The sequence below is a fragment of the Sphingopyxis sp. genome, assembly GCF_050725655.1.
In the GTDB taxonomy this organism is placed as follows: Bacteria; Pseudomonadota; Alphaproteobacteria; order Sphingomonadales; family Sphingomonadaceae; genus Sphingopyxis.
The window spans coordinates 21,319-41,718 of sequence record NZ_JBOHHT010000026.1 but is presented as its reverse complement, the minus strand read 5'-3'; the positions used below and the strand labels follow the sequence as shown (position 1 = coordinate 41,718).

The 20,400-nt window shown below is 62.9% G+C and carries 20 protein-coding genes; 12 read left to right on the top strand and 8 right to left on the bottom strand.

Annotated features, from left to right (window positions below; genetic code table 11):
* Nucleotides 1-4 precede the first annotated feature (4 nt).
* Genes lysA through ACREBX_RS03080 form a run of 3 tightly spaced genes read left to right on the top strand, consistent with a single transcriptional unit; the run spans nt 5 to nt 3,208 of the window.
* Nucleotides 5-1,264: a diaminopimelate decarboxylase gene (gene lysA / locus ACREBX_RS03090; protein WP_431560288.1), complete on the top strand. Its 1,260-nt coding sequence runs from the start codon at nt 5-7 to the stop codon at nt 1,262-1,264.
* Between the two features lies 1 nt (nt 1,265).
* Nucleotides 1,266-2,036 (top strand): NAD(P)-dependent oxidoreductase, encoded by a 771-nt coding sequence (locus ACREBX_RS03085; protein ID WP_431560287.1) that lies wholly within the window; start codon nt 1,266-1,268, stop codon nt 2,034-2,036.
* Nucleotides 2,033-3,208, top strand: a complete 1,176-nt coding sequence (locus ACREBX_RS03080) for an aminotransferase (RefSeq protein ID WP_431560286.1) — start codon at nt 2,033-2,035, stop codon at nt 3,206-3,208. Before ACREBX_RS03085 ends, ACREBX_RS03080 begins: the two co-directional genes overlap by 4 nt.
* Here the strand turns inward: ACREBX_RS03080 and ACREBX_RS03075 are convergent.
* The gene (locus tag ACREBX_RS03075; RefSeq protein WP_431560285.1) at nt 3,205-4,155 is read right to left on the bottom strand and encodes a hypothetical protein; all 951 of its coding nucleotides are present in this window, start codon (nt 4,153-4,155) and stop codon (nt 3,205-3,207) included. The genes ACREBX_RS03080 and ACREBX_RS03075 overlap by 4 nt on opposite strands.
* A gap of 174 nt (nt 4,156-4,329) precedes the next feature.
* Here ACREBX_RS03075 and ACREBX_RS03070 point away from each other — a divergent pair, with 174 nt between their 5' ends.
* The 4 genes from ACREBX_RS03070 to ACREBX_RS03055 all read left to right on the top strand — a co-directional run bounded on the left by ACREBX_RS03070 (nt 4,330) and on the right by ACREBX_RS03055 (nt 7,689).
* The gene (locus ACREBX_RS03070) at nt 4,330-4,476 is read left to right on the top strand and encodes a hypothetical protein (RefSeq protein ID WP_156419673.1); all 147 of its coding nucleotides are present in this window, start codon (nt 4,330-4,332) and stop codon (nt 4,474-4,476) included.
* Nucleotides 4,473-5,558: a HEAT repeat domain-containing protein gene (locus ACREBX_RS03065; RefSeq protein WP_431560284.1), complete on the top strand. Its 1,086-nt coding sequence runs from the start codon at nt 4,473-4,475 to the stop codon at nt 5,556-5,558. The genes ACREBX_RS03070 and ACREBX_RS03065 overlap by 4 nt, the downstream gene beginning before the upstream one ends.
* A gap of 80 nt (nt 5,559-5,638) precedes the next feature.
* Nucleotides 5,639-6,589, top strand: coding sequence for a transposase (locus tag ACREBX_RS03060; protein WP_431560283.1), 951 nt, complete (start codon nt 5,639-5,641; stop codon nt 6,587-6,589).
* Nucleotides 6,586-7,689, top strand: a complete 1,104-nt coding sequence (locus ACREBX_RS03055) for a DNA adenine methylase (RefSeq protein WP_431560282.1) — start codon at nt 6,586-6,588, stop codon at nt 7,687-7,689. The genes ACREBX_RS03060 and ACREBX_RS03055 overlap by 4 nt, the downstream gene beginning before the upstream one ends.
* Here ACREBX_RS03055 and ACREBX_RS03050 read toward each other — a convergent pair.
* Complete coding sequence (locus ACREBX_RS03050) at nt 7,682-8,419, bottom strand: type II restriction endonuclease (protein WP_431560281.1); 738 nt, start codon at nt 8,417-8,419, stop codon at nt 7,682-7,684. The two genes, ACREBX_RS03055 and ACREBX_RS03050, sit on opposite strands and share 8 nt — an antisense overlap.
* Nucleotides 8,416-8,655, bottom strand: coding sequence for a helix-turn-helix domain-containing protein (locus tag ACREBX_RS03045; protein ID WP_431560334.1), 240 nt, complete (start codon nt 8,653-8,655; stop codon nt 8,416-8,418). The genes ACREBX_RS03050 and ACREBX_RS03045 overlap by 4 nt, the downstream gene beginning before the upstream one ends.
* Before the next feature lie 421 nt (nt 8,656-9,076).
* Here ACREBX_RS03045 and lepA point away from each other — a divergent pair, with 421 nt between their 5' ends.
* From lepA to ACREBX_RS03030, 3 genes are all read left to right on the top strand, one after another.
* Nucleotides 9,077-10,900, top strand: a complete 1,824-nt coding sequence (gene lepA / locus ACREBX_RS03040) for a translation elongation factor 4 (protein ID WP_431560280.1) — start codon at nt 9,077-9,079, stop codon at nt 10,898-10,900.
* 164 nt (nt 10,901-11,064) lie between these two features.
* Entirely contained in the window at nt 11,065-13,536 is a 2,472-nt protein-coding gene (locus ACREBX_RS03035) for an N-6 DNA methylase (RefSeq protein ID WP_431560279.1), read from the top strand.
* 32 nt (nt 13,537-13,568) lie between these two features.
* Nucleotides 13,569-14,936 (top strand): hypothetical protein, encoded by a 1,368-nt coding sequence (locus tag ACREBX_RS03030; protein WP_431560278.1) that lies wholly within the window; start codon nt 13,569-13,571, stop codon nt 14,934-14,936.
* A gap of 436 nt (nt 14,937-15,372) precedes the next feature.
* On the opposite strand, the gene ACREBX_RS03025 is transcribed toward ACREBX_RS03030, so the two are convergent.
* Entirely contained in the window at nt 15,373-15,714 is a 342-nt protein-coding gene (locus ACREBX_RS03025) for a helix-turn-helix domain-containing protein (protein WP_431560277.1), read from the bottom strand.
* A gap of 169 nt (nt 15,715-15,883) precedes the next feature.
* Between ACREBX_RS03025 and ACREBX_RS03020 the strand changes: the two genes are divergently transcribed.
* Entirely contained in the window at nt 15,884-16,525 is a 642-nt protein-coding gene (locus ACREBX_RS03020; protein WP_431560276.1) for an N-acetyltransferase family protein, read from the top strand.
* Nucleotides 16,526-16,752: 227 nt separating this feature from the next.
* Here the strand turns inward: ACREBX_RS03020 and ACREBX_RS03015 are convergent, their stop codons facing one another.
* The 4 genes from ACREBX_RS03015 to ACREBX_RS03000 form a co-directional block, all read right to left on the bottom strand.
* Nucleotides 16,753-17,043 carry a hypothetical protein gene (locus ACREBX_RS03015; protein ID WP_431560275.1) on the bottom strand — a complete coding sequence of 97 codons (291 nt, stop codon included), beginning with the start codon at nt 17,041-17,043 and terminating at the stop codon, nt 16,753-16,755.
* A gap of 106 nt (nt 17,044-17,149) precedes the next feature.
* Nucleotides 17,150-18,397, bottom strand: a complete 1,248-nt coding sequence (locus ACREBX_RS03010; protein ID WP_431560274.1) for a hypothetical protein — start codon at nt 18,395-18,397, stop codon at nt 17,150-17,152.
* A gap of 22 nt (nt 18,398-18,419) precedes the next feature.
* Nucleotides 18,420-18,719, bottom strand: a complete 300-nt coding sequence (locus ACREBX_RS03005; protein WP_037518529.1) for a DUF1153 domain-containing protein — start codon at nt 18,717-18,719, stop codon at nt 18,420-18,422.
* Between the two features lie 2 nt (nt 18,720-18,721).
* Nucleotides 18,722-19,102, bottom strand: a complete 381-nt coding sequence (locus ACREBX_RS03000; protein WP_431560273.1) for a hypothetical protein — start codon at nt 19,100-19,102, stop codon at nt 18,722-18,724.
* 132 nt (nt 19,103-19,234) lie between these two features.
* Here ACREBX_RS03000 and mnmA point away from each other — a divergent pair, with 132 nt between their 5' ends.
* Nucleotides 19,235-20,389 (top strand): tRNA 2-thiouridine(34) synthase MnmA, encoded by a 1,155-nt coding sequence (gene mnmA, locus ACREBX_RS02995; protein WP_431560272.1) that lies wholly within the window; start codon nt 19,235-19,237, stop codon nt 20,387-20,389.
* Nucleotides 20,390-20,400 lie beyond the last annotated feature (11 nt).

Below are 20,400 nucleotides of genomic sequence, written 5' to 3'. Positions count from 1 at the left end.
ACCAATGAATCACTTTGAACTTCGTGACGGCGTGATGCACGCCGAGGATATTCCGCTGCCACGCATTGCCGAAGAAATCGGCACCCCCGTCTATGTCTATTCGCGCGCTACGCTGGAACGCCACGCGCAGGCGTTTCGCGACGGGCTCAAGGATGTTCCGAGGAAGCACATCGCCTTCGCGATCAAGTGCAATCCCAATCTCGGCGTGCTGCGCGTGCTCGCGCGGCAGGGCTATGGCGCCGATGTCGTGTCGGGCGGCGAACTCGAACGCGCGCTTGCGGCGGGCATGGCGCCCGAGGACATCGTCTTTTCGGGCGTCGGCAAGACGCGCGCCGAACTGGCGCAGGGCCTCGACCGCGGCATCGGCCAGTTCAATATCGAACATGAGCCCGAGGGCGCCGCGCTCGCCGAAATCGCGCTGGCAAAGGAAATGACCGCGCCCGCGGTGCTGCGCGTCAATCCCGACGTCGATGCCGGCACGCATGCCAAGATTTCGACCGGAAAGGCCGAGAACAAGTTCGGCGTCGGTATCGATGTCGCGCCCGAAATCTTCGGACGGCTGTCGGCGCTGCCGGGGCTCAACATGCGCGGCATTGCGGTCCATATCGGCAGCCAGCTCACCAGCCTCGATCCGCTCGAAGCGGCGTTCACCCGCGTCGGCCTGCTCGTCGCCGAGTTGCGCGCCGCGGGGCACAGCATCACCCATGTCGATCTCGGCGGCGGGCTCGGCGTGCCGTACAAGGCCGGCGACAATCCGCCCAGCCCGGCCGAATATGGCGCGATGGTCGCACGCGTGACGAAGGATTGGGATGTTACCCTGATGTTCGAACCCGGGCGCGTGATCGCGGGCAACACCGGGGTGCTGCTGACCGAGGTTCTCTGGGTCAAGCCCGGCGCGACCAACCCGTTCGTGATCGTCGATGCCGCGATGAACGACCTTGCGCGCCCCGCGCTCTACGACGCCTATCACGACTTCGTTGCCGTCAAGCCGACCGGCGAGACGATGACCGCATCGATCGTCGGGCCGGTGTGCGAAACCGGCGACACCTTCGCGCGCGACCGTGTCACCGACAAGGTCGAGGAGGGCGATCTTGCGGTGTTCCGCACCGCGGGCGCTTATGGTGCAACCATGGCGTCGACCTACAACAGCCGCAGTCTTGTTCCCGAGGTGCTCGTCGACGGGGACCGCTATGCCATCGTTGCCGACCGCATCACGGCGGGCACGATCATGGCCGCCGAGCGCGTGCCCGACTGGATCGACTGACGTGGAGCAGCTTCCCATCTTCCTCAACCTGCGCGGCCGCACGGTCGTACTGGTCGGGAAGGGGGAAGCCTCCGACGCCAAGGCGCGGCTGATCGTCCGTGCCGGCGGGCGGATCGTGCGGCAGTGGGAAGACGGCGCAACGATCGCCTTCGTCGCACTCGACGATGACGATCAGGCCCGCGCCGCGGCCGAGGCGCTCCGCGCGCGCGGCCTGCTCGTCAATGTCGTCGACCGCCCCGACCTCTGCGATTTCACCACCCCAGCGATCGTCGACCGCGCCCCGGTGACGATCGCTATCGGGACGGGCGGCGCGTCGGCCGGCCTTGCGAAAGCCGTCCGCCAGCGCATCGAAGCCCTGCTCCCCGCCCGCCTTGGCGCGCTCGCCGCGGCGCTCCACGCCGCGCGCGCTGCGATGAAAACCCGCTGGCCCGCCGCCGCCGACCGCCGCCGCGCAATCGATGCCGCGCTGGCGAGCGGCGGTGCACTCGACCCGTTCGACACCAATGCGGCCGACAAGGTCGAAAGCTGGCTGGCGAGCGATGCGTTGATCCAGCATGCGCGCCTCGAAACCATCCGCCTCACCAGCGCCGACCCCGACGACCTGACCCTACGCGCCGCACGCCTGCTCGGTGAGGCCGATCATATCTTCCACCCGGCGGATCTTCCCGCCGCCATCCTTGACCGCGCCCGCGCCGACGCGGTGCGCCACGTTGCCGATGCGCCGCCCGCCGATCCGCCGCCCGGCCTGTCGCTCTGGCTTTCGCGGTCATGAGCCCGGCCCACCCGCTCTACGCTGCGATGGAGCCGACGATTTTCGAGCATATGTCGGGGCTCGCGCGGGCGCATGACGCGATCAACCTCGGCCAGGGCTTCCCCGACGAGCCGCCGCATCCCGACATGATCGCCGCCGCGTCGCGCGCGCTCCTCGAAAAGTCGAACCAATATCCGCCGGCCTTCGGACTGCCCGAACTGCGCGACGCGATTTGCGGTTTCTATGCCCGGCGACAGGGTCTCGCTCTGTCGCGCGAGCAGGTGATCGTGACCTCTGGCGCGACCGAGGCACTTGCCGCAGCCATCCTCGCCTTCGTCGGGCCGGGCGACGAGGTGATCCTGTTCCAGCCCGCCTATGACAGTTACGCGCCGATGGTGCGCCGCGCCGGTGGTATTCCCGTTTCGGTCGCGCTCAGCCCGCCCGACTGGCGGTACGATGCCAAGCAACTGGCCGCGGCGATCGCGCCGCGCACGCGCGTGCTGATCCTCAACGATCCGCTCAATCCGGCCGGCACCGTTGCCAGCGAAGCTGAACTGGCGATGATCGCCGACGCTTGCGTGCGCCACAATCTTATCGCGATCTGCGACGAGGTCTGGGAGGATATTCGCTTCGACGGAGCGCCGCATCGTTCGTTGCTGTCCTTCCCGGGCATGGCCGAACGCGCGGTGAAGATCGGTTCGGCGGGCAAGATTTTCGGCCTGACGGGGTGGAAGACCGGCTGGATATGCGCCGCGCCCGGACACGCGACCGCGCTCGGCCGCGCGCATCAGTTCCTCACCTTCACGACGCCGCCCGCGCTGCAATGGGCGGTGGCCGAAGGGCTGGGCCGCTCTGACGCATGGTTTGCTGTGCAGCGCGACGGCTGGGCCGCATCGCGTCGGCGCCTCGGTGACGCGCTGGGTGCCGCCGGTTTCGCCGTCCTGTCGAACGCTGCGACCTGGTTCCTCTGCGTCGACCTCGCCGCGTCGGGGATCGCGCTTTCGGATCGCGCGTTCAGCGAACGCGCAGTGCGCGAAGCAAAAGTCGCCTCGATCCCCGTTTCGGCGCTGTTCGAAGGCGGCGGCCCGCGCCACATCCTGCGCCTCTGCTTCGCCAAGGAGGGCGCGGTGCTCGACGAGGCTGTCCGCCGCCTCGCGGCCTTTCGCGATACATTGCGGGCAGAAAAAGCCTAGGGCGCGATCGCCAGCCCGTCGCCATTCTTCCCCGCCGCGATCCGGCGCAGCACCTGACCGCTCGCAACGTCGATTTCCGCCACCTTGTCATGCCCGGTCTCGGCGGCATAAAGCCGCTTCGAATCGGCGCTGAACAACAAGGTCACCTGGCCCTTCGCCGCCTCGCCCGATACGTTGATCGTCCGCACCGGCGCGCGCGTTTCGGCATCGAACAGGCTGATCGTCCCCGCAGCGATATTGCTCGTCGCGACCAGCTTGCCGTCGGGGCTCGCCAGCACGCGGATCGCGACCGGATCGACCGGCTGCTCGGCGATCTTCTCGCCCTTCGCGGTATCCCAGATCGACACCCGCGGCGCATCGAGATCGCCGACCCACAATTCGCGCCCGCCTTTCGTTAGCGTCAGTCCCTCGGGTTTGCCGCCGACCGCGAAATCGCGAAGCTTCTTCGCGGTCTTCAGGTCGAGCACGCTGACCGTCCCCGCCGCGATATTCGCGGTGTAAGCGGTGCGGTTGTCGGGCGCGACGACGATCATGTGCGTCCCCTTCTGCCCCGTCGAAATCGACGTCACCTTGCCATCGGGCGCAACCACCGCGACCGACTCGCTGCCTTCGGTCGTCGCGACCAGCCGTCCGTCGGACAGCCACAGCAGCCCGTGCGGCCTCTGGTTGGGGCTGAGGTCGATCGTCCGGACCTTGGTCCGGCTCGCCACATCGAACACGTCGATCGTCGTGCTGCCATAGGCGACGACCGCCGCCTGCTTGCCGTCGGGCGAGATCGCGATCTCGTGCGGCATTTTGCCCGTCGGCAGCCGCGCCAGTTCCTCCCCCGACGCCAGCGCGATGACGCTCAGCGTATCCTCGCCCTTGTTGCCGACGAGCAGGGTTTCGGCCCCCGCGGGCGCGGCGAGCAACAGCGTGCAAAGGACGGCGGCGATGGTACGGCGCATGACGTGTCTCCCGGTTTCGAGCCCTGCATCCTATCCCCGGCGCCCGCTGCCGCAACCCCGCTTCGACCAGCGACATGCCCTGATTACGATAAGTTAACTGGGAAGCGCGCCCGCGCCTTCCTAGCCCTGTTCCCGGCGGCAGGTCGCGCCGCCGGTCAGGACAGGAGGGGGAATATGGGTCTGCCAACCATCGATATCGAGGCACTGCCTTTGCTTGACACCGCGGTCGGATTGTTCGGCTCGCTGATGGGCGAAAGCGCATCGTCGGGGCCGTCGGTGTTCGAACTCGCCGTCGCCATCGCCATGATCGTCTACGATTGACCGCGGCGGGAACGGGCGGCGCCACCAACCCGGTGCCCTCCGTTCCCCCGCTTTTCGCGATGCCCATCATCCCATCTCGCCACGACCATTTCCCCCATGCCGATGCCGCGCGCCGTTCGGCGATGCGCCGCGCGGTCGCCGGTCTCGACGCCGCGTGGAAAGCCGCCGACACAGCCCCCGACGGGCTGGTGACCGCCATCGCGGCGCTCGCCGATACTCACGCCGACGTCGCGATAGCGCGCCTTCTTCCTTGGCTCTCCGACACCGGCTGGCTCCGCGGCAGGCTTGATTCGGCGCTGGCCTTGATCGCCGCCGACCCCTTCGCGCGCCCGCCGCTGCGGATGGTCGGCGGCGGCGATGGCGGCGCCGGCGGACTGGTTCTCGCCGATAGCGGGGCGATCCGCCTGACGCTCCAGTTACGCCCGTTCGCCGCGAACAGCGCTGCGCCCGGCACCGCGGTCTTCGTCCCCGGCCGCGCGGCGATCCATATCCTGGACTGCAGCGGCGCACAGCTTCGCGCGCATGCGGTGACGATCAGCGCCGCCGAGGAAGCTGGCGGATTCACCGCCAAGGACGCCGCCCTATGCCGCAGCCAGCCGCCGCGTCGGTTGCACGATGGCGAGACGCTGATCCTCGACACCGCCCGCCAAAGCTTCACGTTTGAGTGCGGGCACGCGGGCGCCGACCACGACATCCTCTTCCTCGAACTTACCGTTCAGCCGCCGTCGCGGCTCCCGATCCGCGCCTATGACATCGAAAGCGGCCGTTTGACCCATGTCAGCGCCTCGCGCCGCGACAGCAGCTTTCGCCAGATGGCGCTCGCGCTGTTGCGCCAGCTTGGCCGCACCGACGCAGCGCCGCTTTTCGTCGCCGAGACGGCAAGCGAGGATTTCGCCGCGCGCTGGAACGCGATGCGCGAACTAGTCGCACTCGACCCTGCGGCAGCGCTTCCGCATCTCGGCGCGATGGCGGCAAGCGACCCGCATCCCGAAGTCCGCCACGCCGCCACCACAACGCTGGCAATAATTTCACCCCCTCCCGCAAGCGGGAGGGGCAGCGAGACTTGCGAGCTTGCTCGCTAGTCGCAGCAGGGTGGGCGATGCGTACTGTCGCTGACCCGCCCCCAACTCCTCCCGCCTGCGGGAGGGGAGAGGAGAAACGCATGCCCCGCCTGATCGACCCGCCCGCCGGCCCCACACTCGACCTCGCCGAAGTCACCGCCCGCCTCGACGAACGCGGCGTCGACCTCACCAATGAGGCGAGCATCGCCCACTGCGCCGACCTCCTGGCCGGCCTCCAACGCAACCCCGATTTCCTCGCCGACCGCGTCATCGCCGCGCTCAAGGCGAGCTACGCCGACCAGCTCGAAGTGAACCGCTATTCGGCGCAGGTCTTCCTTCTCCACCGCAGCCCGCGCGGCTTTTACCTCCGCGCGAATATGTGGCCGTCCGAGCGCGACGCCGCCTTCACCGCGAGCGGCCCCGCGGCCTTCTCCTACGGCGTCCCGCACGACCATAATTTCAGCTTCCTCACCGCCGGCTATTTCGGCCCCGGCTATGTCAGCGACTATTATGATTACGATCCCGAGCCGGTCGACGGCCGCCTCGGCGAACCCCTGAACCTGAAATTCGTCGAGCGCAGCCAGCTCGATGAGGGCAAGATGATGCTCTACCGAGCCCACCGCGACATCCACAGCCAGCTCCCGCCCGAAAGCCTGTCGGTCAGCCTCAACATCATGGACGAGGGCGAGCATGTCCCCTGGCGCGACCAATATATCGTCGACCTCGACCACGGCACGATCGCCAAACGCCCGACCCTGACGAGCAGCGAAATGCTGCTCCGCTGCGCGGTGCATCTGACGGGCAACGGCAAGGACATCGCCGAACAGTTCGCGAAAGCGCACCCGGTGCCGCGGGTGCGCGCGAATGCGATTGGAGCGCTGGCGGCGGTAGCGGACGGTGCGGGGCGGGCAGCGCTGCTGGAGCGAGGAATGGAGGATAGGGATGCGCGCGTCAGGGATGATTGTGTGCGGTGGCTGAGTACCCATTTTTTCTCCCCGGAGCATGAACTTTTGTTGACCGTCAGTCACGCTCGCGATAACGAACTCACATGATTCAGAGAGAGCTTGATTTTCCCGACGTGGTGCGATTGCCCGACGAGGCGTTCGCCGAATTCCCGACGACGCGCTATCAAGGCTCCAAACGCAAATTGCTTCCGTTTCTTTACGAGGCTTGCAAATCTTATGATTTTTCAAGCGTCCTTGATTTATATAGCGGTACCAGCAGTGTCGGTCTTATGTTTCGTCACATGGGCAAAATTGTCTATGCTAACGATTACATGCTGTATAATTGGACGACAGGAAAAGTCCTATTAGGTGCAACAAAAAGTTCGATCGCAGGCATCGATATTCCAGCCCTGATCGAACGTGCTTTCTCTAAAAATCCTCAATCAAATAGCTTAGTTTACGAAAACTTTAGTGGAATTTATTTTCCGGATGATGAGAATCACCAGATCGACAATTTTTGTTCAAACCTTTTGCAGTTCTCACCTGTAGAAGCAGATTTATTGATCTATCTTATGGGGCAAGCGATGCTGATGAAGCGCCCCTATAATCTGTTCCACCGGGCCAACCTTGAAATGAGGACGAAGGATGTTCCTCGATCCTTCGGAAATGCCAAGACGTGGGAGACGCCTTTCTCAACGCACATGCTGAAGCTCGGGCAGAAAATATCGAGTTGCTCGTTCACAGGCCCAATTGGTGAGGCATATTGCATGAACGCTAGCGAAATCGATGGAATGAATGTCGACCCTGATTTAATTTATCTTGATCCACCTTACTTGAACAGGAACAATATTCCAGTCGACTATTCTACTTTCTATCATTTCTTGGACGGTCTTGTAGATTACTCTTTGTTTTCGCAGGGAAATGCTAAATATCCTCACCGCCCAATTGCTTTAAAACCGTCCCGTTGGCGGACTCCGGGGGGCGGTCTGGCTGAAATTCGAAGCGTTCTGGATCGATGGCCGACCGCTCGAGCTGCAATCAGCTATCGCGGGGATGGACGCCCATCGGTTGAGGAGTTGAAAGCCATTCTTGATGGAGCAGGCTATGTGATCAACGAACATACCGCAGTCGATTATAAGTATGCGCTTTCCAAAAATTTTGATGCCACCGAAGATCTCATAATCGGAACGCCAGCGCGCCTCACTTGAAACGCTCAAAATCGGCATGCGAGAGTAATTGATCTACGGAGCGGATAGCGAGGTAATATGTCTCGTAGTTCGCCCAATAAAAGTCACATGCTTCTTTTGCGCTAGCGAAGGCTCCAAAGGGGCCGACGCCGTGCTCGAAATCTCGAGGTTTCAAGCCGACAAAGCTACCAATATTTTTGGTATTGCCGCTTCCCGCTTGGAGTCCGCACAGTTCGTGCTTTTCTCTTATAAAGACCGTTTCGACTTTGTACGGACACGAAATGTCGCCAGCTTTCGGTAGGTTATCTAAATCGTATTCGGTAAAACTATCTAGCTGCCTATAAACAAATCCAAGAATCCAATGATCTCTATATGTATTGTAGGGATAAAGGATATTTTTTGTATTATTTCTTAAGAATGAATTATAGCCACCTAAGGTAAAGACCATACGATTTCTTACATAGGTAGTCTTGATGTCCAGTGCTATTCGGTGGCTTGTCATTTCGTTTGTTATCGTAAAGTCAGGGTAGGTGGTTTGGTTTGCTAGTTCGACGCGGTAGCCAAATTTTGTTGCAATGCTGCGTAGCGCTGGCGCGGCCATCCGTTCAAAAACTGTCGAAATAACCTTAGTGTCGGAATCGATAGGATGGACAAACGAATTCGAGTCTATGAATCCTTGAACTTCCCATGACCAGTTTTCCGTTAGGTCAAAAAAGATGTGACGAAACTCGTCGATCGCAAGCCCACTCATTTATCTGCGTCCCCAGCAAAATCGCAAAGTTCAGAAACCGTGACGTTCAACGCTTGTGCAAGGCTTGCTACACAAACCAAGCTGGGGTTGCGTCTCCCCCGTTCTAGCAAGCTGATGTAAGTTCGGTCTAACTCGGCGAGCTCGGCGAGGGCCTCTTGCGAAATCTGAGTCGCTGCGCGAACGGCGCGTAGGCGCAGACCAAAAGCTAACAAAATGCTGGTATCTGCTTCCTTCATTTTTTCGCAGATCGCGCATAAGTGACTGGTAGTCCACAGACTGTGAGTCACGGTCTTCCGCTCGCGTGAGGCAATCTTTCTCTTCCTCCGCGCCTTCCGCGTCTCCGCGCGAAAAAATCGCTTTCCTACATTATCCCGCCATGCCAGCATCGCAGTCCGGCTCTTTGACTCGTCGTTCTGCTGCTTCCGCCGCGCGCCCGAACATCGCGCGCGTGCGACCTTTACGATGTTTCATCGCGCGCGCCGTGGACGACCTTTACTATCTTCGGGTATCGCCAAGGGTCCGCTATACGCCGCGCATGTCGCTAACCCCTTGTTTCCAAGCCCTGGGGGGTGACAAGTTTGACAACTTCCGCCGCGCTCCGCTCCACCCCGTTTCGTTGCTGCTGACAGCGCGCATTTCCCCTGCTAACGCGCCCGCATGACCACGCCTCTCTCCCATATCCGCAATTTTTCGATCATCGCGCACATCGATCATGGCAAGTCGACGCTTGCTGACCGGCTGATCCAGTTCACCGGCGGGCTGACCGCGCGCGAGATGTCGGCGCAAGTCCTTGATAATATGGACATCGAGAAAGAGCGGGGGATTACGATCAAGGCGCAGACGGTGCGCCTGTCGTACAAGGCGCATGATGGCGAGACGTACGAGCTGAACCTGATGGACACGCCCGGCCACGTCGACTTCGCGTATGAAGTGTCGCGGTCACTCGCGGCGTGCGAGGGCGCGCTGCTCGTCGTCGACGCGGCGCAAGGGGTCGAGGCGCAGACGCTGGCGAACGTCTATCAGTCGATCGAGCACGACCATGAAATCGTGCCGGTGATCAACAAGATCGATCTGCCCGCCGCCGACGTCGACAAGGTGAAGGCCGAGATCGAGGACATCATCGGGCTGCCCGCCGACGACGCGGTGCTTGCGTCGGCCAAGGCCGGGATCGGCATCGAGGAAGCGCTCGAGGCGATCGTCACGCGCATCCCGCCGCCAAAGGGCGACGCGACCGCGCCGCTCGTCGCGATGCTCGTCGACAGCTGGTACGACCCCTATCTTGGCGTCGTCATCCTGATCCGCGTGATCGACGGCGTGCTTAAAAAAGGCCAGCAGATCAAGTTCATGCAGGCGGGCACCACCCATTTGATCGACCGCGTCGGCTGTTTCACGCCGAAGATCGAGCAGCTGACCGAGCTCGGCCCCGGCGAGATCGGCTTCATCACCGCGCAGATCAAGGACGTCGCGCAGGCGCGTGTGGGCGATACGGTGACCGACGCGAAAAGGCCCGCGGCGCGGGCGCTGCCGGGGTTCAAGGAAGTCCAGCCCGTCGTCTTCTGCGGCATGTTCCCGACCGACGCCAACGACTTCGAGAAATTGCGCGAGAGCATCCAGAAACTGCGCCTCAACGACGCGAGCTTCTCGTTCGAAATGGAAAGCTCGGCCGCGCTCGGTTTCGGCTTTCGCTGCGGCTTCCTCGGCCTGCTCCACCTCGAGATCATCCAGGAGCGGCTGACCCGCGAGTACGACCTCGACCTGATCACCACCGCGCCGTCGGTGGTGTACAAGCTGAAGCTGGGCCATACCAAGAATGAGGCGGCGAAGGAGATCGAGCTCCACAATCCCGCCGACATGCCCGACCCGAACCGTATCGACGAGATCCAGGAGCCGTGGATCGAGGCGGTGATTTATGTGCCCGACGAATATCTCGGCCCGATCCTGAAGCTGTGCCAGGACCGCCGCGGGGTGCAGAAAAACCTCACTTATGTGGGCGGCCGCGCGCAGATCACCTATGAACTGCCGCTCAACGAAGTCGTGTTCGATTTCTATGACCGGCTGAAGAGCATCAGCCGCGGTTACGCCAGCTTCGACTATCACCAGATCGGCCACCGCCCCGGCGACCTCGTCAAGATGAGCATCCTCGTCAACAACGAGCCGGTCGACGCGCTTTCGATGATCGTCCACCGCGGCACCGCCGAAACCCGCGGCCGCGGCATGTGCGAGCGGCTGAAAGACCTGATCCCGCGCCACATGTTCAAGATCCCGATCCAGGCCGCGATCGGCGGCAAGGTGATCGCCCGCGAAACCATCGCCGCGCTGCGCAAGGACGTGACCGCCAAATGCTACGGCGGCGACGCGACCCGCAAGAAGAAGCTGCTGGAAAAGCAGAAAGAGGGCAAAAAGCGGATGCGCGAATATGGCAACGTCAACATCCCGCAGGAAGCGTTTATTGCGGCCCTGCGGATGGGCGACGATGCGTAGGGGCAGCTTTGCGCCTACTGCAGACGTTCAGCTGTATCTTGGCCGAGCAGACACCCATGTCTTGATTCGGAACTGCCAGCCAAATCTGAGCACATGAACCAGGTTGGCGGACTCACACTCATTCCGGGCTGACGACCAAGGCGGCTTAAGCTACATGCGCTCATATGCCAAAGAAACCTGCTGCACCTGCTACCCCATTTCCCGCTGATGGCCTGCACCGCTCGGGCCCGCTTGTTTGGGTGCCACTGAAGCATGAATGGCGAGATTTGGGGAGCAAGCCGGAGGAGGAGGTGCGACAGGAGTTCGTGCGCCACCTCCATGTGACGCTGGAATATGAATTAGCGCAGATGGGCCAGGAATTGCGGGCCCAATCGGGCACGAAGTCGGTGCGTGCTGATATTGTCGTGTGGGGGTCGGCTGCAGACAAAATCAACGGAATGTCGCCAAAAATTGTTGTCGAATGCAAGGCGGAGAGCGTTAGCCTCAACCTCAAGGATTACTATCAGGGCGAGAGTTATGCACGCTCGATGGGCGCGGAGTTTTTCATCGCCCATAATCGACGCTTTACCGAGCCATTCGAGGTTGTCCCCGCCGCGCCTGGCAAGTTCAAATCGGTTGTGCGCATCCCGACTGCATCTGACTGGGGCGATGCAAAGAAGCTCAAGGCGATCAAGGATACACAGCGCGCCTTCAACCGCATCGAGTTCACGCGCCTGCTGCAAACCAGCCATGATATTATCCGCGACGTTCACAAGAAGGACCCAACCGCCGCCTTCGATGCCATATCCAAGGTGCTGTTTATCAAGATGTTTGTGGAAAGGTCCGGGCTGCACGGCACCTTCACCACCGAATATCTGGACAACCGCAAGAAGCTCGCGCTGCCCGGCGATCCTCCGGTTCATCAGCAGCTTTTCGACCAGACCAAAAATTTCTATAAGGCCGATAACCTTTTTACTGAAAAAGACACGCTCGACATTTCGGAAGCGACGTTCCGGCGCATTGTCGAGACGCTGCAAGCCTTTGATCTCGCCAAGACCGGCGACGATATCAAGGGCATCGCCTTCGAGAAGTTCCTAGGCGCGACCTTTCGCGGCGAGCTGGGTCAGTTCTTCACGCCCCGGCCCGTCGTGGATTTCATGGTCGAGATGCTTAATCCCCGCGAGGGACAGCTCATCTGCGACCCGGCGGCTGGCTCCGGCGGCTTCCTGATCCGTGCGTTCGAACACGTGCGGAACGACATTGAAGCCGACCTCCAGAAGCAAAAGGATACCAAGCGGGCTGAGATCGAAGCTCAGGGGCTTGATGCCGACGCGGAAGCCGACACCATCGAAGCCGCCTTCTTGGACATCAACAAACAACTGCTGCCCTCCACCGACGAGAACAAGCCGGTCGATACCCGGTTGGGGCGCCTGGCATGGGGTTGCATCTTCGGCACCGACGCGGAGCCGCGCGCCGCTCGCACGGCCAAGATGAACATGATCATGCACGGCGATGGGCATGGGGGCATTCACCACCACGACGGCCTTGTCGATGTGAACGGCATTTTCCCGGACAGGTTCGATCTGATCGTCACCAATCCGCCGTTCGGATCGACAGTCGGGCGTGACCAGCGTCTTGGCGACAGCGACGAAACGCACATCACCACCGATGGCGATCTCATCGCCAAGCATCACGCCCGCTATGGCAAGGTATGGGAAGAGAACCATGCCCGGTTGCTCGTTGCGCAGGGTGAACGGAAGCCAGTGCTCGACCTGTTCGAGATCGGGCGGGACAAGGCCAGCCGCGACACGGAAGTAATCTTCGTCGAGCGGTGCCTTGGCCTGCTCAAGCCCGGCGGTCTGCTCAACATCGTCCTGCCCGACGGCAATCTGAACAACCCCTCGCTCAACTGGCTGCGTCGGTGGTGCGAGGGCCGGGCGAAGCTGCTCGCCGTGGTCAGCCTGCCGGAGGAAACCTTCCGTTCGAGCAAGGCGACGGTCAAATGCTCCGTCGTGACGCTGCGCCGGTTCACTGCCGAGGATGAAGTGGCTTGGGACGTGGCTTGGGAAGCCGCCCACGCCGCGCTGGACGCCACCTATGCGGCGGAGCGCGATGCCGCCTGCGACGCTGCGCGCGATGCGATCCTGACCGGCGGCGATGCCGGCGTGACGCAGGCGCTGGCGGAACTCGCCGCGCTGGGCGAGCAACAGATCGGGTCGGGCTGGCGCCCCGGGGTGGCGCCACCCTATCCACGCATGGCAACGCCGTCGCGCGTTGAGGCAGTTCGCTGGCTTAAGGAAGGCAAGGACGCCAAGAAGCTGCGCGCAGCGCGGGCGGCGCTCAAGGACGCATGGGCCGACAACGCGACGGCGAAAGCCGCGGCTGCGGAGGCGGCGCGCGGACTTGCCCGGAAGCTGAAAAAGATCGACGCGGAGCATACCGCTGCGCTGTGGACGCACGTCCGCGCCGCGTTCGATTATCCGGTTTTTCTCGCCGCCCCGAAGGCGGTGGGGATCAGTTCCACCGGTGACACTGGCGCGAACGTCCCCAACGAATTGCCGGAGGTGCTGGCCGCTTGGCGCGCTTTCGATGCCTGGCTTGATGCCGGCGCGAAGGCAGAGGAACTGCCGGATTTTCAGGTGCCCCTCGCTGCCTGATCCGGCGGTGGGGGGAGCTAGACAGTTGGGCCGTGCACGAGGTGTTGACCGCACAGGCAAGCGCGTATCCGCTCGCGTCCATCGGGGACTTGGTGGCTCCGCGCACGGAAACGACGACTGCCGAAAAGTTCGGCGAGCACAAGCCGATTACCGTGCACTTGACCGGAGAAATCTCGGCTCGTGATCGAGCGGAGCCGTTCCAAGGTGCAATGTTCGTCGGGCACCCCGGCGACATTATATTTTCCAAGATCGATGCGCGCCTTGGCGCGATTGGCGTTGTTCCCCAAAGCATCGGAACCGCTGTCGTCACGGCGGAATATCCGATTCACACGCCAGATCCGGACGCGCTGGACGCTGACTATTTGAAGATGGTCCTTCGCACAGGCCACTTCATCGCGGGTCTACGCCAAAAGGCGAGCGGCACCAGCGGGCGAAAGCGGGTCAACCCTGAAGCGTTCCGCTCGCTGCGCGTCCCTTGCCCGGACATCGGTGATCAGCGCGCGCTGGTCGCCGCCTATCACGAGGCGCTCGGGCTGGCGGCGGCGCTTGAGGCGGAAGCGGCGCGACTCGAATCCGAGGGGCTGCGTGCATTCGAGGCGGCGCTGGGCATCGTCCCGCCGCCGCCGCTGCCGGATCGCCCGCTGTTCGTCGCGCGCTTCTCCGATCTTGGCCGGTGGAGCCATGAAGCCGTGCTCCGCCACGTCACCGGCACCGAGCCACCGCCCAGTCTTTATCCCATCGTTGCGCTTGAGGACGTGATCGCCGATCTTGAAAACGGCTGGAGTCCGCAATGCCTTGCTCGGCCCGCCGATGGTGAGGAATGGGGGGTGCTTAAGGTCAGCGCAGTATCATCCGGTGCATTCAAGGCAGTCGAGAACAAGGCGCTGCCTCCGCAGCTTAGGCCAAGAGCCAGATTGGAAGTCCGAGCGGGAGATGTGCTGATCGCGCGCGCTAGCGGCGCAGCATCACTTGTGGGGCAATGCTGCTTTGTTGACGAGCCGCCGCCGCGACTCATGACCTGTGACAAAATCTTCCGCGTTGTTACCATGGAGAGGAGCCCAGTGGATCCCCGCTTCCTTACTCAAATCCTTAAAACGGAGCTCGTGAGGCAGCAGATATTGGGCGAATTTTCCACCGAATCGAGCATGATGAAGAACGTAACCAAGCCCGTCCTTCTCGGTTTGACCTTCCCCATGCCGCCGGACCTCGCCTTCCAGACCGCGCTGGTGGCCGATCTCACCGCGTCGCAGTCCGCCGCCGCCGCTCGCCGTGGCGAAGCGTTGACCATGCGGCGCGACGCATGGCGCGCATTCGAGACGGCCCTCTACGGCGACGCTTCCGAACTGCCGTCAGTTGATGACTCAGCAGATGCGATCGTCGCCGAGGCCGAGCAAGTTTAGATATCTTGCGAACTGATTATTCGGTTTGGGAGCACACGGCGACCATGGTTAAGGTCTGATTGTGCTCGACGCCCCCTAGAATCTGCCGATCCGCAGTCGGCCCAAATCAGGCCAACCTCTCCTCCAATCACACAATCCACGCACCGCGCCGGCATCTCGATGATCCCGCTCAGCCTCAAACCTTCGTCGCCAACGAACATCACCGATCCGGCGGGTACTTTTGCGATATAGTAGTCGTGGATCAGGCGGCCTACCGACATGCGAGTCTGTACCTATTCGGGTTCGAAGCCATAGTAATTGACCCAGCCGCCATAAGGGGCGCGCGGCTGAATCACGGATCAAGTCCGGGATGACGAAGGTCCAGAAGGCGCGCCCAACGCCGCCCCGTGTCAGGGGCGGGGCGACGAAGGGGGAGGGTGGCGGCAGCGCGGGGCGCCTACATCTCGATGGTGATGCGCACTTTCGACGGGGTCGTGCCCGCGGCGTGGGCGATTTCGGCGCGCATGCGGGTGACGAGATCCGAAAGATGGTCGTTGCTCGGTGCGCTGTCGCGGCTCAAGAGCTCGGTGGGCGAGGTGCCGAGGAGGTCGGCGAGCGCCTGCAACCGCGCGAGCCGCGGGCGCGAACGGCCCTGTTCCCAATAGCAGATCGAGGTGACGGTGACGCCGAGCCGGTCGGCGATGTCGGTTTTGCTGAGCCCCCTTGCCTGACGCAGCCGCGCGAGACGATCGCCGAGCACTTCATAACGTGTGCCGCTGTCCGGGTGGGCGTGGATCACAGATGCGCAACCTTTTCGACTTCGAGGTGCAACATTTACCAAAGTTAAGGCTGGTCCGGCTTTCAACATTTCACCGAATTATGGCGGGGAAAATGCGTAGGAGCCTTCGCCGTGCCGGCGATTGCGGCGGGCGCGCAGTGCCCCTATCGTGCGGGGACAGGAGACTGCGATGACCGGGACGGACAGGCAGCCAGGTGCGAAGGTGCATCCGCGGATCGAGGACATCGCGGTGCATTGCACGCTGAACGACGGCACCGCGGTGTGCCTGCGCACGATCACCCCCGACGATGCGCCGCTGATCCGCGAGGGGATTGCGAAACTGTCGGCGGAGTCGCGCTATCTGCGCTTTTTCTCGCCGGCACCGGTGCTGCCCGATGCGGTGGTCGAGCGGCTGGCCGATGTCGACGGGCACGACCATATCGCGTGGGGCGCGATCTGCAGCGAATGCCCGGGGCAGCCGCCGATCGGCGCGGTGCATGCGGTGCGCCATCGGGCGGGCGGGCCGGTGGGCGAATTTTCGGTTGCGGTGCTCGACGCATTCCAGGGGCGGGGGCTGGCACGGATGATGACTGCGGCGCTGCTTGTCCATTGCCACGCCGAGGGGCTCGACGTGCTCGACGTGCATATGCTGTCGGAAAATGCCGCGGCACGGCGGCTGGTGAAATCGCTGGATGCGGCGTGGACGGGCGAGTCGGCGGGGGTCGCGGAGTATAAGCTGGACGTCGCGGCGGGGATCGCGGCGCTGCGCGCCGATGGCGACGCCCCGGGGGTGCAGGATGTGCTGCGCGGGCTGGAAGACGCTAGCGGCTAGTCCCTCCCGCCGCCCTGGGTCGCTGGCGGCGGCGGAAGGGTGGTCCGTGAAATGGTTCGCTGAAAGCGAGTTCCCGTCCCATTCAGGGTCAATATCCGCGATTGCGCGGGACGGCGGTGATCGAGATCACAGGCCGCGAAAAATGGGGCGCGAAAATATGCCGCGCACGACAAAGGGCGCCGGAATCATCCGGCGCCCTTCACCCTGCCGTTTAGGGGAGGCAGCCCTTATTTCTTGGCGGGGTCGGCCGGCGGCGTGGTGGGGGCGCCGACTTCCGACGGAGCGATCTCGCCATTGTCGTCCATCGCGTTGGCCTTTTCCTCGCCGGCGGCTTCGACGGCGTCGGCCTTCGCTTCGGTTGCTTCCTTCGCTGCGCCTTCGGGCATGGCGTCGGCCTGCTCGTCGATCACGTCGGCCTTGGCTTCGGCCTGATCCTCGACCTTGTCGGCGGCCGGGCTCTGGCAGGCGCCGAGCGCGAGGGCCGAGGTGGCGGCGAGGGCGATAAACATCTTACGCATATTGAATGACTCCCAAAGTTGACTTGGGGGCTTAACGCGGGGTGAACGGAAGGGTTGCAAGGAAAACGTCAAATGGAGGAATTTGCCCGGATTTCCGGCGATATTCTCACCGGACTCCGGTTCGATCGGCGACCGATTCGATCATCGGCATCGCGCCGCCCGCATACCAGGTGTCAAAACTGGCTGTGGTGTATGCCCACCAGATTTTGTGGAGTTGACCCTGGCTGTCGCCGCGTACGGCGACATAGCGAGGTTCGCGTGAACGGATGGGTCGCTGGGGCGCCAACAACCAGATATCACCGATACGCCGCGCCCAGCGGAATCCCTTGGCGGTAAAGCGTTTGCATTTCGGGAACATGCTTTCGATCAAGACGCCGCCCGGCCAGAAACAGGTGCCGGGAGCCAAATCCGTGGCCGGATCGATGCCGAGGGCCAGGAACGCGGCGGCGGGCACTTGTTCGCTGGACCATATAGGTTTCGATGCGCCCCGCGTGATCGGGGCGAGTGCGGTATAATAGCGGCTCGCCTGCTCGACGTCCTTGAAGGCGCCGATGCCGGCCTGACACTGACGATATTGCGCCTTGGTGCGGGCGGATGCTTCGGCCTTCAGCCTGTTCATTTCGTCGACATGCCGATGATGGCGACTCCGACCTTCGGCCAATCGAAATTCGAGCCTGTCATCAGGATTTAATCCATTGTCCACCCAAGGATGGAAAGACAGCGTGAGCTCGGGCAGATCGCCATATTCCTCGATGCGGCAGCTGAGCTGTTCGGGCATGCACCATTTGGCTGCCATCGTATCGCCATTGGCACGGCCGACGATATTGGCTTTGCCAAATCGCGCCTCGGCCGCCGCAAGATGCTCGCCCCAACTTGCCGGTGACTTTCGTTCGGTAATCGTTATGTCGCCGATGAACGAGTGAGTGGGGACCGTGACAAAGTGCACGAGATATTCGTTGCGCGCCGCATCGTCGAAATAGAAAGGGCTAGGGAAGTGTCGGCTGCTCGCCTTTGCACGGTCCGCTTCTGCCGCTGGATTCAAAAGGGCATCGCAGTCGAAGCCCACTTCGAATGCCTGTACTCGAAGTTCGCCGAAGTCGGTACGCGAGGCGACCAAATTTTCGAATTCGTCGGCCGTCATGCCCAGATATAGGCCGACGAAGCGGGTCTCATGGAATTTCAGGGTTTCCGCCCTCGCCTTTGCGGGGGTGGCCGACGCCGTGAAAACCGCGATAGCGCCGATCAGGATATGAAGGCCGTGGTTCATGAAGGGCATCCAGTGCTTCTGACGTAATACCGTCGACATCCGGCGACCGCCGGCAAAAAAGAGGGCGCCCGAAGCGCCCTCTCTCATGCCTGGTCCGGTCCCGCGGCCTTTAGAAGCGCTGTTGGCGCTCGTAGAGGTCGCGGTAATGCTGGATGCGCGTGACGCGCAGTCCGGGCATGCCGCTGCGGTCGATCGACCGCTGCCAGCCTGCAAATTCCTCGAGGGTCAGCCCATAGCGTTCGCACGCCTCGTCGACGGACAGGAGTCCGCCGTTGACGGCCGCGACGACCTCCGCCTTGCGGCGAACGACCCAGCGGGTCGTTGACGGGGGCGGCAGCGAGTCCAACGTCAACGGCTCCCCGAGGGGGCCGATAACCTGTGCGGGCCGGATTTTCTGATTCTCGATCATAGTCATTCCACATTTTTACCGTCGGAGGGGGGTGTGTCCGACGCATTCGTATCTAGATCAGAGGGATTCAACATCGGCTGAAACCCTCTGGTAAACAGGCCGTTCATAGTTTCGGGCAGGACGTTCGCATCGTCGGACAAATCGAAGAAACGAACGACCCGCGGGGCTTTTTGTTCCGCCCTTGTGTGCGTCCCGCAAAATATGTGGCGCACGGCGTTAAGCTTCGCCGCATGGCGTTCGCGATGCGCCTGCGTCCGCAGTTGCCGTACCGTCGGCAGGGCAGCCTGGCGCGCGCTGGACACGGCCAGAATGATGTCGAAGCCGGGCTTTGACAGCTTGGCCGCACCGGCGATGCGCGGAAGATCGGACGGAACGAAGTTCATGCGACTCGTCTAGGCCAGAGGAGCTAAGGTCCCGTAAATGCCTGTTTCAGAACCTGTTAGCGAAGCTTAACCCCCGTCAATATCTTGACACTTCGCGCGGAAAAGCTGGCTTTTTTGCGTTCGCGCCCCTAGATGGCGCCGACCATGATCGAGACGATTCCTTCGCCTGCCGGGCTTGCCCAGGCCGACTTTCAGCTGCCGATGCCGCTAAAGGGCCGGCGAATCGTCGTCGCGATGTCGGGCGGAGTCGATTCGAGCGTCGTCGCCGCGCTCGCCGCGCGATCGGGCGCCGAGGTGATCGGCGTGACGCTCCAGCTCTATGATCATGGGGCCAAAGCGAAGCGCGTCGGTGCCTGCTGCGCCGGGCAGGACATCCGCGACGCGCGCGCGGTCGCCGACAGGCTGGGCTTCGCGCACCATGTCTATGACCATGAGAGCCGCTTCCGCGACACGGTGATCGACCAGTTCGCCGACGAGTATCTGAACGGGCGGACGCCGATCCCGTGCGTGCGCTGTAACATGGGGGTAAAGTTCACCGACCTGTTCCGGCTCGCCAAGGAGCTCGGCGCCGACTGCCTCGCGACGGGCCATTATGTCCGCCGCGTGATGGGGCCCGCGGGCGCCGAACTGCACCGCGCGGTCGATCCGGCGCGCGACCAGAGCTATTTCCTGTTCGCGACGACGCAGGACCAGCTCGACTTCCTGCGCTTTCCGCTCGGCGGCCTCGAAAAGAGCGTCGTGCGCGAGATCGCGCGCGACCTCGGCCTCGGTGTTGCCGGCAAGCCCGACAGCCAGGACATCTGCTTCGTCCCCGACGGCGATTATGCAACGCTGGTGCGCAAGCTGCGCCCCGAGGCCGACGATCAGGGCGACATCGTGCATGTCGACGGTACGGTGCTCGGCGCGCACAAGGGCCTGATTCATTATACAGTGGGGCAGCGGCGCGGGATCGAGATCGGCGGGCAGGCCGAACCGCTCTATGTCGTGCGCCTCGAGGCCGAGACGAAAGCGGTCGTCGTCGGGCCGCGGCGCGCGCTCGCGGTGTCGGGTGCGCGGCTGGGCGAGGCGAACTGGCTGGGCGCGGTCGACGGGCGCGATGTGATGGCGAAGGTGCGCAGCATGGCGAAGCCCGTGCCGGCGCGTGTCGCGGGCGATCGGCTGATCTTTGCGGAGGCCGAATATGGCGTCGCGCCGGGACAGGCGGCGGTACTGTATGACGCGGCGGACAATTCGCGCGTGCTCGGCGGCGGCTGGATCGAAGAGACTTTTGCCGCGGATGATCTTTAACCCGGAATAGA